This window comes from Massilia cellulosiltytica (genome assembly GCF_047325105.1).
Taxonomy (GTDB): domain Bacteria; phylum Pseudomonadota; class Gammaproteobacteria; order Burkholderiales; family Burkholderiaceae_D; genus Telluria; species Telluria orientalis.
Genome location: NZ_CP168562.1, coordinates 2,297,246 through 2,310,896, shown reverse-complemented (window position 1 = coordinate 2,310,896; position 13,651 = coordinate 2,297,246). Strand labels below are relative to the sequence as shown.

The window sequence follows — 13,651 nt, the reverse complement described above, 5'->3', positions numbered from 1 at the left end:
ACATGATGCGAGCACTCCTGGCGACGCTGGCCCTGCTGGGCTGCATGATGCAGGGCGCACACGCCGCCGACCAGCGTCCCGCGCTGCTCACGCCGGATCAAGTCTGGACCGGCGACGGCGCGCCGCACGCCGGCTGGAGCGTACTCGTCGCGCAGGGCCGCATCCAGGGCGTGGGGCCGACCGCGACCCTGCCCGTCCCCGCCGACGTCGACCGCATCGCGCTGCCTGGCAAGACCCTGATCCCGGGGCTCATCGACCTGCACTCGCACGTGCTGCTCCATCCCTACAACGAAACGACGTGGGACGACCAGGTGCTGAAGGAAGCGCCGGCCTACCGCGTCGCGCTGGCCGTGCGCCACGCGGCCGACACCCTGCAGGCCGGCTTCACCACGTTGCGCGACCTCGGCACGGAAGGCGCGGGCTATGCGGACGTCGGCATCAAGCGCGCCATCGAGGAAGGACAGGTCCCCGGCCCGCGCCTGCTCGTCGCCACGCGCGCCATCGTCGCCACGGCGAGCTACGGGCCGGCCGAACGCAGCTATCGTCCGGACATGGACATCCCGTACGGCGCCCAGCAGGCGACGGGCGCGGACGAGGCGACGAAGGCCGTGCGCGAGCAGGCCGCCCGCGGCGCCGACTGGATCAAGTTCTATGCCGACTACCGCACGGGCGCGGACGGCGGCACGCGCCCCACGTTCACGCTGGAGGAAATGAAGGCGATCGTCGCGGCCGCGCACGCAAGCGGCCGCAAGGTCGCCGCGCATGCCAGCAGCGACGACGCGATCCGGCTGGCCGTGCTGGCCGGCGTCGACACGATCGAACATGGTTATGGCGCCAGCGAAGCGACGTTCAGGCTGATGCTGGAACGCAAGGTGGCGTACGTGCCCACGTTGACGGCGCCGGAAGCGATCGGCGAATACTTCCAGCGCCACGTCCGCGGCGGCGCGCCCACGCCCGCGATGCAGCAGGCCGAGCGCGCCTTCCGCCTCGCCCGCAAGCTGGGCGTGACCATCGGCAACGGAAGCTACGTCGGCGTGTTTGCGCACGGCACGAACGAGCGCGAACTGGAGTGGATGGTCCGCCTGGGCATGAGCCCGACGGAAGCGCTGCGCGCCGCGACGGTCGTCGCCGCCGGCATCCTCGACCGCAAGGACCTGGGCGCGATCCGCAACGGCATGCTGGCGGACGTCGTCGCGGTCGACGGCGATCCGACGGCGGATATTGCTGCGCTGCGCAAGGTGGACTTCGTGATGAAGGGCGGCATGGTGTACCGGAATCAGCCAGGAATTCGATGAGCGTTATTCACCGATCGCCATGCCTGATATCCGCTGCGGCGTTGCGGTTTTCCACAATAGCCGATGCAGATATTTTGCGTGATGATGACGGTGTTACCAATAGCGCATGAAGCCTAGCCATGAAAAAACCATTCTATAAAGTCCTTTATGTCCAGGTATTGTTTGCGATTATCGTGGGCGTCCTGCTGGGTATCTACGATCCGGGCATCGCAACCGCGATGAAGCCTTTGGGAGACGGCTTCGTCAAACTGATCAAGATGATCATCGCTCCGGTGATTTTCTGTACCGTCGTCGCCGGTATCGCCGGCATGCAGGACATGAAAAAGGTCGGCCGCGTCGGCGGCAAGGCCCTGCTCTACTTCGAGATCGTGTCGACGTTCGCACTGGCCATCGGCCTGCTCGTCGCCAACGTGATCAAGCCGGGCGCCGGCTTCAACGTCAACCCGGCCACGCTGGACACGCACTCGATCGCTCAGTACACCGAGAAGACCAAGGCGCTGACCACCACCGACTTCCTCATGAACATCATCCCGAATACGTTCGTGGATGCGTTCGCCAAAGGGGAAATCCTGCAAGTCCTGCTGATCGCGATCCTGTTCGGCTTCGCGCTGTCGATGCTGGGTGAACGCGGCCGTCCGCTGACCCGCTTCATCGACGACATGTCGCACGCCATCTTCGGCGTCGTGAACATCATCATGAAAGTCGCTCCGATCGGTGCATTCGGCGCCATGGCCTTCACCATCGGCAAATACGGCGTCAAGTCGCTGATCCCGCTGGCCTCGCTCGTCGGTTCGTTCTACCTGACCTGCTTCCTGTTCGTCGCCATCGTCCTCGGCACCATCGCCCGCCTGACCGGCTTCTCGATCTTCCGCTTCCTCGCCTACATCAAGGAAGAGCTGCTGATCGTCCTCGGTACGAGCTCGTCGGAAAGCGCCCTGCCGGCCCTGATGCGCAAGCTGGAAAAAATGGGTTGCCCGAAATCGGTCGTGGGCCTTGTCGTGCCGACCGGCTACTCGTTCAACCTGGACGGCACCAACATCTACATGACGATGGCCGCCCTGTTCGTCGCCCAGGCCACGAACACGGAACTGACCCTGACGCAGGAACTGACGATCCTGGGCGTGGCGATGCTGACCTCGAAAGGTGCCTCGGGCATCACCGGCGCCGGCTTCATCACGCTGGCCGCCACGCTGGCCGTCGTCCCGACCATTCCGGTGGCCGGCATGACCCTGATCCTCGGCATCGACAAGTTCATGAGCGAATGCCGCGCGCTGACCAACATCATCGGCAACGGTGTCGCCACGGTCGTCGTGTCGAAATGGGAAGGCGAGCTGGACAAAGAGCGCCTGACCGCCGAGCTGAAGAATCCGAGCCCGGACGACGCCACCGGCGACCTGCACCCGGTACGCGAAGCCGCGTAAGCCAGGACAGGGAACGATTCCTCGTTCAGACGCCGGGTTCGCCCGGCGTTTTTTTTTGCAACAGCCACAACCGCGCATACACGCCGTTCCTCCGCAACAGTTCCTCGTGCGTGCCCTGCTCCACGATGCGGCCCTGGTCCATGACGATGATCGCGTGCGCATGCACGATGGTCGCCAGCCGGTGCGCGATGACGAGGGTCGTGCGCCGCGCCGACAGGCGCTCCAGCTCCTTCACGATCGCATGTTCGGACATGGCATCGAGCGCCGACGTCGCCTCGTCGAACACGAGGATCACGGGCTGCTTGAGGATCGCGCGCGCGATGCCGATGCGCTGGCGCTCGCCGCCGGAAAAATTCACGCCCCGCTCGCCGACCGGACTGTCGTAGCCGTCCGGCAGCGCGGCGATCGTCTCGTGCAGTTGCGCCGCCCGCGCCGCCGCCACGATCTCCTCCCGCCCCGCGCCTGCACGCGCATAGCCGATGTTGCTGGCCACCGTGTCGTTGAACAGCGCGGCATCCTGCGGCACGACGCCGATCGCACGGCGCACGCTGGCGGGGCTGCAGCGGCGGATATCCTGCCCGTCGATGAGGATGCGTCCCCGGTCGGGGTCGTAGAAACGCAACAGCAGCCGCGCCAGCGTCGACTTGCCCGAGCCGCTGCGTCCGACGACGGCCAGCGTGGTGCCCGATGGGATGCGCAGGCTGACGTCGTCGAGCGCGGTGCGGCCCGGCTCGTAGTCGAAGCCCACGTGCTCGAACACGACCTCGCCCGCGCCGGGCACGAGCGCGGGCTGGCCCGGCAGTTCCGGCATCTCCGGCTGCTCGCCCAGCAGGGCGAACAGGCGCTCCGCGTTGACCCACGCGTCGCGCGATTCGCGGTACACGAAGCCGAGGGCATTCAATGGCAGGCAGACCTGCAGCGCGTACGCATTGATCAGCACGAGGTCGCCCACGCGCATCCGGCCCGCCAGCACGTCCCGCCCGGCCAGCAGCATGATGGCGGCGACGCCCAGCGCGATCACACCGCTCTGCCCCACGTGCAGCAGGAACAGCGCGCGCTGGTTCTTGACACCCGCGTCGCGCCACCGGTCCATCGTGGCCGCGAACTCCGCCGCCTCGTGGCCCTCGTTCGTGAAGTACTTCACGGTATCGTAGTTCAGCAGACTGTCCGCCAGCTGGCCCTTGGCGCGTGAATCGAGCTTGTTCACGCGCCGCTGGTAGACGACCCGCCGCGCCGTGAACACGAGCGTGAAGCCCGTGTACAGGAGGAAGGTCGCGACGATGATGGCGGCATGGCCCGCCGGATAGCGGCGCAGCATGATCGCGAGCACGAGGCCGATCTCGACGAGCGTCGGCACGATCGTGAACAGCCCGACGCCCAGCAGGTAGGCGATGCCGCTGGTGCCGCGGTCGATGTCCGGCAGCAGGCTGCCGACCTGGCGCCGGGCGTGAAAGCGCGGCCCGAGCGCATGCAGGTGCGCGAACGTCTTGCCCGCATACGCCGATACCGTGCTCAGCGTCACGCGCGCGAACAGCAGGTCGCGCCATTCGTTGAACAGCGTGCTCGCGAAGCGCAGCAGCGCATAGCCCACCAGCAGATACCAGGGCAGCAGCGCCGGCAGCGTCGGCTGCGAAAACACGTCGATGATGCGCTTGAGCAGCAGCGGCACGGCCACCGTCGCCACTTTCGCGGCCAGCAGCAGGACGATGGACACCGCCACGCGCCCGCGGTTGGCGCGCATCACGCCCCACAGCTCGGCCGCGAAGCGGCGGCGGGCGGCACGGTCGGCGGCGGCGGTATCGGCGGTCATGCCGGGTTTGACCGTCGCGGCGGCGCAAGACTCCCGTCCGGCGCCTGCGCTGCCTCAAGCGTTCCTGTCGTCAGCGTGTGCGCTTCGGCAGGTTTTCCAGGCGGAAGATGACATCGACGGGTTGGCGCAGCTTCAGCGCCGGCACGGCCAGCAATTGCTCGCGATCGACGTCCTGGGCGCGCGCCCGGTCCGCGCCGCGGTCGCCCTGGAAGTCGCCGCGTTCCAGGCCCATCGCCGTGCTGAGGTTCTTCAGCGCTTCCGGCGTGGCGCCCATGAGGCCGCCGACGCGCCGTCCGCCCGCGGCCGCCATCACCTCGGCCTGGCGGCGCGCGTCCTGGATGGCCTGGGTCACGAGTTCGTCGTGGATGGTGTCCATGTCGGTGCGGTCGAAAGCGGACGCGAAGCCGTCGAGGTTCGGTTTGCCGATCAGCCCGCCGGCCAGCGCGGCCCAGTTGGCGACATTCCGCACATTGATGTGGACGTCGCAGCGCAGCTCGTACAGCGGCCCGCCGTCCGCGCCCTTTTCGTCCTTGCGGATGCCCTGCCGCACCTCGCGCACGACGACATCGTCGGCCTCGATGCCGAGCTGCCGCGCCAGGTCGCGTACCTCGCCCACGCGCGCCTCGAGGACGGCGCGCGCCGCGGCCGGATCGGCATCGGGCGCGACGATCTCGAAATCGAGGCTGGCGAGGTCGGGCACGACGGCCTGGAACGAACTCCCGGTGACGTGCACGAACGGATAATCGGGGACGGACGACGCACCGGCGCCACTCGACGCCAGCAGGAGGACGAGGGCGCTCGCGCGCAGACGGGTTTTCAGCATGGACACTTCCTTTTATTGTAGACAGTGATGTCTATGTTAGTGCCAGACCATCTGCGTAGACAAGCCAGCGCGCCCAAAATAAACTTGTAGACAACTCGATCTAGACGAGCTAGTCTAGATTTATCGACCACGTTCCGAGAAACCACCATGGCCAAATCCCCCACCCCGCCCAAGCCGACGCCCGCCGAACTCGACCTGCTGCAGGCACTGTGGCCGCTGGGCGCGGCCACGGCGCGCCGGGTCCACGAAGAGATCGTCAAGGAACGTCCGGAGGTGACGTACGCGACCGTCCTCCGCCTGATGCAGATCATGCACGGTAAAGGTTTGCTGATCCGCGACGAGAGCGAACGGTCTCACGTGTACGCACCGGCCCACGCGCAGGAATCGCTGCAGACGAATTTGCTGAAGGACCTGATGCAGCGCGCCTTCGCCGGGTCGGCCAAGGCGCTGGTGCTGGCCGCACTCAAGAGCGGCATCTCGAAAAAGGAGCGCGATGAGATCGAACAACTGCTGAAAGACGGAGACGAACAATGAGCGCCGGGCTCGTCACCGGGCTGTTGTCGGTATTGCTGCCGACGAGTCCGCTCGCGCCGCTACCGTCGCACCTGCCTGACGTGCTGACCAGGCTGCTGTCCGCGCTGTCCCAGTCGTTCGTACCCAGCCTCGGATGGGCGTTGCTGGACTTCGTGTGGCAAGGCGCGCTGATCGGGTGCACGACGGCGGTGCTGCTCGTGGCGCTGCGTAATGCTCGGCCGGAACGCCGTTATGCCGTCGCATGCGGCGCGCTGCTGCTGTGCTTCGCGTGGCCGGTCGCCGACTTCGTCATGATGCTGCAGGCCGGGCAAGACGCGCAGGCCGCGCGCGCCCTGCCCCTGGCGCAGGCGTCGGCGGCGGTGCTGCGCGACGCGGCTGGCCTGCTCGGCTGGCTGCAGCGGCATCTCGACTGGATCGTCGGCGGATGGGCGGCCTGCGCGGCCGCGCTCGGGCTGCGCATGGCGATGGGCCTGGTGTGGGTGCGACGCGCCACGGGTGGACGCGCCGCATCGGCACAGGCCGGCGGCGCCGCGGAACGCGCCTGGCAATCGAGGCTGGCCCAACTGGCCGCCCGCTGCGGCATCGACCGCACCGTGCGCCTGCGCATCGTCGACAGCCTGGCGAGCCCGGTCACGGCCGGCTTCTGGCGGCCCGTCGTGCTCGTGCCGGCCGCCCTCGTGACGGGCATGCCGCCGCAATTGCTGGAAGCACTGCTGGCGCACGAGCTGGGCCATGTCCGGCGCCACGACTACCTCGTCAATCTCGTGCAGAACGTGATCGAGGCCCTGCTGTTTTACCACCCGGCCGTGTGGTGGATCTCGCGCCGCATCCGCCACGAGCGCGAGCAGATCGCCGACGATTTCGCCGCACGCCGGCTGGGCGAACCGCGCCGCCTGGCCCGGGCCCTGTCGGAACTGGAGCGCCTGCAGTTTTCAGGCCACCACCTGGCCCAGGCCGCGGCCGGCGGCGACCTGACGGCGCGCATCCGCCGCCTGGTCCGTCCGGATCCGCAGGCGCTGGACTGGCGCGCCGCGATTCCCGTGCTCGGCCTCGTCCTGGCGTGCGCGGCGAGCGCCCACGCGCTATCGACCCGCGATAGTCCGGTTGCCAGCGCCACGGCCGGCCTGACACGGTCCGCGGTTGCGGATTTCTCGAGCTGCAAGAAACCGCAATACCCGCAGGCCGACATCGCGGCGGGCCACGAGGGCACGGTCACGGTGAGCTTCCGCGTGGACGCCTCCGGCTTCGTCACGGACTCGACCATCCTGCGCTCCAGCGGCTACGCCAGCATGGACGAGGCGGCCCGCGGCGCCCTGCACCGCTGCCGGTTTGCACCGGCACTGCGCGATGGCAAGCCTGTTTCGAGCTGGCAACCGGTCCAATATATCTGGACCCTCGCTTGACGTGACGCCGCTGCGCTGAGCAGCCGGGCGGTCACGCCCCATCATCAATAAAGCATTCGCGCAAGACGGCGCGCGGCGCCGTCACGTCCTCATGAACTGAAGGTCATCAGTTCCCATCAAAAGGAGATCACCATGTCCCGCATCATCCGCACGACCCTGCACTGCCTGTTCCTCGCCCTCGCCTGCGCGGCTTCCGCCCATGCGGCACCGCAAGGCAGCAGCAGAGCCAAGCTCGACTTCGGCAGCTGCGCCAAGCCGCAGTACCCGGCCGCGGACGTGCAGGCCAGTCACGAGAGCAAGGTCACGCTCGGCTTTCTCGTCAACGAGAACGGCAAGGTGAAGGATTCGAAGGTGATAAAGTCGAGCGGGTTCACGACGCTGGACGAAGCGGCGCGCTCGGCGCTGGCGCAGTGCAGCTTCCAGCCGGCGGTCGAACAAGGCAAGGCCGTCCAGGGATGGACCAAGGTCCAGTACGTGTGGACGCTGCGCTGAAGTAAGAATGACGGGCGGCACCACGGCGCCGCCCGGAAGGACATTACACGCTGGAGACGTCCAGCTCGGCCGACGTGGCGGCCACGACTTCGTCCTTGGTGACGCCCGGCGCCAGCTCGACGAGCTTGAGGCCGGTGTCGGTGACGTCGATGACGCCGAGGTCGGTGATGATGCGGTCGACGACGCCGACGCCCGTCAGCGGCAGATCGCATTTTTTCAGGATCTTGTGGCTCGTCGAGCCATCCTTGCTCGTGGCCACGTGTTCCATCACGACGACGACGCGCTTGACGCCGGCCACGAGGTCCATCGCTCCGCCCATGCCCTTGACCATCTTGCCCGGGATCATCCAGTTGGCGAGGTCGCCCTTTTCCGACACCTGCATCGCGCCGAGGATCGCCAGGTTGATCTTGCCGCCGCGGATCATGCCGAACGAATCGGCCGAGCTGAAGTAGGCGGAACCCGGCAGCGCGGTGACGGTCTGCTTGCCGGCGTTGATCAGGTCGGCGTCCACTTCCGCGTCGGTCGGGAACGGGCCGATGCCCAGCAAGCCGTTTTCCGACTGCAGGAACACTTCGATATCGTTCGGGACGTAGTTGGCCACCAGCGTGGGCAGGCCGATGCCCAGGTTCACGTAAAAACCGTCCTGCAGTTCCTTGGCCGCACGCGCGGCCATTTCATCACGAGTCCATGCCATGTCTGTCTCCCCTGGTCTTATGCTTGACGCACGGTGCGCTGTTCGATGCGCTTTTCCGGCGTCGGGTTGTGAACGATGCGGTGCACGAAGATGCTCGGGGTATGCACCTGGTCGGGGTCGATCTCGCCGATCTCGACCAGCTGCTCGACTTCCACGATGCAGACCTTGCCTGCGGTGGCCACGTTCGGGTTGAAGTTGCGTGCCGTCTTGCGGAACACGAGGTTGCCGGCGCGGTCGGCCTTCCAGGCTTTCACGAGCGAGACGTCCGGAACGAGCGAGCGTTCCATCACATACATCTCGCCGTCGAATTCGCGGGTTTCCTTGCCTTCCGCGACGATCGTGCCATAGCCCGTCTTGGTGAAGAAGGCGGGGATGCCGGCGCCGCCGGCGCGCAGCTTCTCGGCCAGCGTGCCCTGCGGCGTGAATTCGAGTTCCAGTTCGCCGGCCAGGTACTGGCGCGCGAATTCCTTGTTCTCGCCCACGTAGGACGAGATCATCTTCCTGATCTGGCGCGTGGCGAGCAGCTGGCCCAGGCCGAAGTCGTCGACGCCGGCGTTGTTCGAGATGGCCGTCAGGTTCTTGACGCCGGAATCGCGCAGCGCGGCGATGAGCGCCTCGGGAATACCGCACAGGCCGAAGCCGCCCACGGCAATGGTCTGGCCGTCCGCAACCACCCCTTCGAGCGCCGAGCGCGCATCAGGATACACTTTGTTCATACCCGTCCCTTTAATAATGAGGTTCTATACAGCAGAGTAGAATTGCAGAATAAAATAGCGCCCTCCGAAGCACAATACCGTAGAAATACCGGCAAGCCCTCCAGAGGGGACAGTCGACTACCATCAAATGAACGCATCATACGCCATCGATTACGAGATGATTTTCCAGCACGCGCCCGTCGGCATGTGCATTTCGGTGAACCGCGTGATCCAGTCGTGCAACCACGCCCTGGCGGCGATGTTCGGCTACCAGCGGACACAGCTCGACGGCCAGTCGTTCTCGGTACTCTACCCGACCATGGACGAGTTCCTGCGCACGGGCGACCGCATCATTCCGATCATGAACGCGAAGGGCCGCTACTCGGACGAGCGCATCATGCGGCGAGGAAATGGGGAATTGTTCTGGTGCCACGTAACGGGCCGCGCGCTCGACCCGGCCGAGCCGCTGGGCGCCGGCGTCTGGACGTTCGAGGACGTGAGCGAGAAGCGCCCCGTGACGGCCGAGCTGACCCCGCGCGAGCGCGAGATCGCGGCGCTGCTCGTCGAAGGCAAGACGAGCAAGGTGATCGCGCGCGAGACGGATCTGTCGCCGCGCACGGTGGAGATGCACCGCGCCAAGCTCATGCGCAAGTTCTCGGCGTCGACGTCGTCGGAACTCGTGCACAAGCTGGTGGGCATGTCGCGCTGAAGGTGCAGCATCGAAGTCGCCTGCACTTCAGGCGCCAGGGCTTATTGTACTAAGCGGTGCTCGATGAACGGCCTGAACCCGTTGTAGAGGCGGGTATTCTTGAGGCGACAGAGCGACTGCATCTCGCGCAGGCTGTCGCTTTTGCACGACAGACTTAACGACACAACTGCGTTGTCACCGCGCCCAGGCATCTTGATGATCGACGCTCCAACATGCCCCGCCTCAGTTGGATTATAGGTCTGGATGACCGAGTCGGTGACCACCTGAATTTTCTGATCCGTCTCAGTAGCAATATAAATCTGCGCCAACGCGAACACCTTTTGGCAGGTTGATTTCATGTTGCACGCGACCCGGGCATTTGCTGCGGCCTGCATTTCGGCTGAGATTTCCGCACGCATTTTCGCCTCCTCAACCGCACTATCCGCGCGCGCCTTTTCGGCCTGCTCTGCCAACTTCGCACTACGCCTACGCGCGGCCTCTGCCGCGTCCATCACTTCCTTTTCCCGCCCTGCAGCCTCCTGATCGCGTTTCGCTGCCCAAGCTTCCACAAACTGTCGCCGCGCTTCATTGCCGAAAATGCCGCCTTCCGGAACGCCAACGATCAAGCCATCCTTCACTTGAAAACTGATGGCACCTTCCGGGGTTGCATCATATGTCTGAGCATGGCCACTCCGCCATTCAAGCGTTGTGGCAGTTTCGTGCGTCGGCGCCATGCCGATCAGCGCAACGGCCTGCTGGATCGTCATGCCGTTTTTTACTGAGTTGGCATTCGACCTCGCGTGATTGAACGTGGTGGCGGCGCAGCCCACCAATACAAGGCTGACGAATACGAATGAGAAAAATTTTTTCAATTTGCTTCCGGTAATTTGAAAAACGATTGGTCCGGCTCCACGACCGGCGCCGCCGCTAGTGCATGCTCGCTGCACACGACGATCGCCAGTCCGGGACGGGACAGGTCGAACGTCGCCGCGGCCGCCGTACCCAGCTTGAACCGCGCCTCCAGCGTGCTCCACGCGCGATAGAAATCCGTTAGCCGCGTCGCCGCGGGACGCGCCGCCAGCCAGGCTTGCTGGGACGCATCGAATGCGTGGGCCGCGAGTGCGTCGATGTCGCGCGCCGAATCGACGACCTCGACGTCCAGCCCGATCCGGCCCGTCGCGCTGGCCGCACACGCGATCCAGGGGCCGCTATGGGAAATACTGAAATCGGCCGCGCCGGCGCCGGGCGTGGCCAGGATCGGCGCCGCGCCGGGGCGCTCGACGAGACGTATGGTCTCCGGCGCCACGCCCAGGACGGCGCCGAGCGTCCGCCGCGCCAGCACCCTGCCCGCGACGAACTGGTCGCGGCGCTCGCGCCGGACGAAGCGGGCCAGGCGTTGGCGCTCCGAATCGTCGAGCCAAGTGGTATAGCCCGCCAGCGCCCGGTCGTTCAGAGTACTGGCGTCGAGCAGGCGGACAATTGCCGCCCGACCCGTCATTTGGCCAGCTTGACGAACTCACCCTTCAGCGCCACGCCTGACATGATCGCCCCGTCATGGCATTCGAACTGGGTGTCGCTGGACATTTCCACGTTCTTGTAGTTGCTGACGATGTTGATCACGGCGTCGGCCCCCAGTTCGCGGGCACGCTGTTGCAGGCGCAACATCGCCGACAGGAACGCCCAGTTGCACGCCGTTTCCGGCGACTTTCCGACCGAATTCGTCTTCTGGCTCGTCTGGTCGGAACCGAGGCGCTCGAGCACCTTTAGCGTCGGCTGATTGCCGAAATAGAATTTCACCGAGTCGCCCAGGCGCGACTGCGCGCCGTTCGCGCTCATCGCCGCGGACAACGGCAGCAGGAGCTTGGTGTCACGCGCCTGCGCCGCCGTCGTCACGCCCAGCGCCAGCAGTGCGCAGGCCAGTACCGCTTGCATCTTCTTGGACATCGTTCCTCCGATCAGTTGGGCTTGACGGCCTGGTCGTCGGCGCCGGTCGGGCCGCCGACGGCCTTGTCGTAGTTGGCGATGATGTAGCCGCTCGCCAGGTTCGCCACCCGGGTCAGCATGATGTTGTCCATGGTGCCCAGCGTGAAACCACCGCTGAACGCGGCCGTGCGCTGGAAGAATTCCGGCGTGGCGATGACCTTGCCCGTGTTGTCGCGGAACGTCACGCGCATCAGCACGCCCGAGCTGCCGACCAGCGGGCCGAGCAGCACGCGGCTGGCGCCATGCTTGAACGACATTTCTTCGACAACGGGTTCGACCACGAGCGTACTGCCGTTCGCCATGCGCGCGTTCCACTGCTCCAGTTTCGGCGCTAGATCCTTCTTGAGGTTCTCTTCGATCTTGGCCAGGCCGGCATGGTCGCCCTTGTAGCCTTCCTTGAACGCGACGGGCTTCACCTCGATGCGGCTGTAGGCCGAAAACGCCTTCGCCGGCGGCGGATTGTCGGTCGACGACGCCTTGATCTTCGTCGCGCAGCCTTGCAGCAGCGCGACGCCCACGATTGCGGATGCCAGCAGGACGGTATGGTGCTTGTTGTTCATTTTTTCTCCGGTTCTAGGTTGTGGTGGAACTACCGCTTGAAGATCAGCGACGTGTTGATGCCGCCGAACGCAAAATTGTTCGACATGACGTACTCGCAGTCCAGGCGCCGCCCCTCGCCGCGAATATAGTCGAGCGCCCCGCATTCCGGGTCGATCTCGTCGAGGTTGATGGTCGGCGCGAACCAGCCCTCGCGCATCATCCGGATGCTGATCAAGGCTTCGAGCGCGCCGCAGGCGCCCAGCGTGTGGCCCATGTAGCTCTTCAGGGAGCTGATGGGCATGCGCGCGCCGAACACGGCGTTCGTCGCCGCCGTCTCCGCCACGTCGCCGTGCTGCGTGCCCGTGCCGTGGGCGTTGACGTAGCCGATGGCCGCCGGCGCCAGGCCGGCATCCTCCAGTGCCAGTTCCATCGCGATGCGCATCGTGTCCGCGTTCGGCTGGGTGACGTGGCAGCCGTCGCTGTTGGTGCCGAAACCGACGATTTCCGCGTACACCGTCGCGCCGCGCGCCAGCGCATGGTCGCGCTCTTCCAGGATCAGGCAGCCGGCGCCTTCGCCGATCACGAGCCCGTCGCGGGCGCGGTCGAACGGGCGCGGCGTCGTGTGCGGCGCGTCGTTGCGCACGCTCGTCGCGAACAGCGTGTCGAACACGGCGGCTTCCGTCGCGCACAATTCCTCGGCACCGCCGGCGATCATCGCCGTCTGCTTGCCCGTCTTGATCGCCTCGTACGCGTAGCCGATGCCCTGGCTGCCCGACGTGCACGCTGACGACGTCGTGAACACGCGGCCCGTGACGCCGAAGAACACGCCGATGTTGACGGGCGCCGTGTGCGCCATCATCTTGATATAGGTGGTCGCGTTGATGCCCTTCGTCGTGCGCTCCTCCATCATGCGGCCGAAGTCGCCGATGGCGCTGGGCGTACCGGCCGACGAGCCGAACGAGATACCCATCCGGCCGCTCGTGAGCAGCGGATGGTCGAGCAGGCCGGCGTCGGCCAGCGCCAGTTCGCTCGCACGCGTGGCCATCAGCGCGACGCGGCCCATGCTGCGGATTGCCTTGCGGTGGTAGCGCTCGGACAGCTCGAACGGCGCGGCGGGTGCGCCGAGGCGGGTGTTCAGGCCTTCGTAATCGTCCCACGCGGCCATCCGCACGATGGCATTGCGGCCCTCGACGAGGCGCGCGCGGATCGACTCCCAATCGTTCCCCAGCGGGCTGATGCCGGCCATGCCGGTGACGACGACGCGTTTCATGTC

General features: G+C 66.1%; 15 protein-coding genes. 6 read left to right on the top strand and 9 right to left on the bottom strand.

From position 1 onward, the window contains the following. Nucleotides 1–2 precede the first annotated feature (2 nt). Together ACEN9H_RS10355 and ACEN9H_RS10350 are read left to right on the top strand one after the other, a co-directional pair. The gene (locus ACEN9H_RS10355) at nt 3–1,295 is read left to right on the top strand and encodes an amidohydrolase family protein (RefSeq protein ID WP_413674695.1); all 1,293 of its coding nucleotides are present in this window, start codon (nt 3–5) and stop codon (nt 1,293–1,295) included. 119 nt (nt 1,296–1,414) lie between these two features. After that, nucleotides 1,415–2,716 (top strand): dicarboxylate/amino acid:cation symporter, encoded by a 1,302-nt coding sequence (locus ACEN9H_RS10350; protein ID WP_056135387.1) that lies wholly within the window; start codon nt 1,415–1,417, stop codon nt 2,714–2,716. Nucleotides 2,717–2,741: 25 nt separating this feature from the next. Here the strand turns inward: ACEN9H_RS10350 and ACEN9H_RS10345 are convergent, their stop codons facing one another. Further along, nucleotides 2,742–4,526 (bottom strand): ABCB family ABC transporter ATP-binding protein/permease, encoded by a 1,785-nt coding sequence (locus ACEN9H_RS10345; RefSeq protein ID WP_413674694.1) that lies wholly within the window; start codon nt 4,524–4,526, stop codon nt 2,742–2,744. Nucleotides 4,527–4,596: 70 nt separating this feature from the next. Further along, entirely contained in the window at nt 4,597–5,349 is a 753-nt protein-coding gene (locus ACEN9H_RS10340) for an SIMPL domain-containing protein (protein WP_413674693.1), read from the bottom strand. A 147-nt stretch (nt 5,350–5,496) separates the two neighbouring features. Between ACEN9H_RS10340 and ACEN9H_RS10335 the strand changes: the two genes are divergently transcribed. The 3 genes from ACEN9H_RS10335 (at nt 5,497) to ACEN9H_RS10325 (ending at nt 7,778) form a co-directional block, all read left to right on the top strand. Then, complete coding sequence (locus ACEN9H_RS10335; RefSeq protein ID WP_056135395.1) at nt 5,497–5,883, top strand: BlaI/MecI/CopY family transcriptional regulator; 387 nt, start codon at nt 5,497–5,499, stop codon at nt 5,881–5,883. Next, nucleotides 5,880–7,286, top strand: coding sequence for a TonB family protein (locus ACEN9H_RS10330; RefSeq protein ID WP_413674692.1), 1,407 nt, complete (start codon nt 5,880–5,882; stop codon nt 7,284–7,286). Before ACEN9H_RS10335 ends, ACEN9H_RS10330 begins: the two co-directional genes overlap by 4 nt. Nucleotides 7,287–7,418: 132 nt before the next feature. Next, nucleotides 7,419–7,778 carry an energy transducer TonB gene (locus ACEN9H_RS10325; protein ID WP_413674691.1) on the top strand — a complete coding sequence of 120 codons (360 nt, stop codon included), beginning with the start codon at nt 7,419–7,421 and terminating at the stop codon, nt 7,776–7,778. A gap of 43 nt (nt 7,779–7,821) precedes the next feature. Here the strand turns inward: ACEN9H_RS10325 and ACEN9H_RS10320 are convergent, their stop codons facing one another. Both ACEN9H_RS10320 and ACEN9H_RS10315 read right to left on the bottom strand, forming a co-directional pair. After that, on the bottom strand, nt 7,822–8,472 hold the full coding sequence (locus tag ACEN9H_RS10320) for a 3-oxoacid CoA-transferase subunit B (RefSeq protein WP_413674690.1): 651 nt from the start codon (nt 8,470–8,472) through the stop codon (nt 7,822–7,824). A 17-nt stretch (nt 8,473–8,489) separates the two neighbouring features. Beyond that, the gene (locus ACEN9H_RS10315; protein WP_371766508.1) at nt 8,490–9,188 is read right to left on the bottom strand and encodes a CoA transferase subunit A; all 699 of its coding nucleotides are present in this window, start codon (nt 9,186–9,188) and stop codon (nt 8,490–8,492) included. A gap of 127 nt (nt 9,189–9,315) precedes the next feature. Between ACEN9H_RS10315 and ACEN9H_RS10310 the strand changes: the two genes are divergently transcribed. Beyond that, nucleotides 9,316–9,876, top strand: a complete 561-nt coding sequence (locus tag ACEN9H_RS10310) for a PAS and helix-turn-helix domain-containing protein (RefSeq protein ID WP_036228456.1) — start codon at nt 9,316–9,318, stop codon at nt 9,874–9,876. Between the two features lie 41 nt (nt 9,877–9,917). On the opposite strand, the gene ACEN9H_RS10305 is transcribed toward ACEN9H_RS10310, so the two are convergent. From ACEN9H_RS10305 to ACEN9H_RS10285, 5 genes are read right to left on the bottom strand one after another with little or no spacing between them, the layout of a single operon-like run. Further along, on the bottom strand, nt 9,918–10,727 hold the full coding sequence (locus ACEN9H_RS10305) for a hypothetical protein (protein ID WP_413674689.1): 810 nt from the start codon (nt 10,725–10,727) through the stop codon (nt 9,918–9,920). Further along, nucleotides 10,724–11,353, bottom strand: a complete 630-nt coding sequence (locus ACEN9H_RS10300; protein ID WP_413674688.1) for a 4'-phosphopantetheinyl transferase family protein — start codon at nt 11,351–11,353, stop codon at nt 10,724–10,726. Before ACEN9H_RS10300 ends, ACEN9H_RS10305 begins: the two co-directional genes overlap by 4 nt. Then, nucleotides 11,350–11,799 carry an excinuclease ATPase subunit gene (locus ACEN9H_RS10295; RefSeq protein ID WP_413674687.1) on the bottom strand — a complete coding sequence of 150 codons (450 nt, stop codon included), beginning with the start codon at nt 11,797–11,799 and terminating at the stop codon, nt 11,350–11,352. Before ACEN9H_RS10295 ends, ACEN9H_RS10300 begins: the two co-directional genes overlap by 4 nt. Before the next feature lie 11 nt (nt 11,800–11,810). After that, nucleotides 11,811–12,398, bottom strand: a complete 588-nt coding sequence (locus ACEN9H_RS10290; RefSeq protein ID WP_413674686.1) for a hypothetical protein — start codon at nt 12,396–12,398, stop codon at nt 11,811–11,813. A gap of 29 nt (nt 12,399–12,427) precedes the next feature. After that, nucleotides 12,428–13,648: a beta-ketoacyl-ACP synthase gene (locus tag ACEN9H_RS10285; RefSeq protein ID WP_413674685.1), complete on the bottom strand. Its 1,221-nt coding sequence runs from the start codon at nt 13,646–13,648 to the stop codon at nt 12,428–12,430. Nucleotides 13,649–13,651 lie beyond the last annotated feature (3 nt).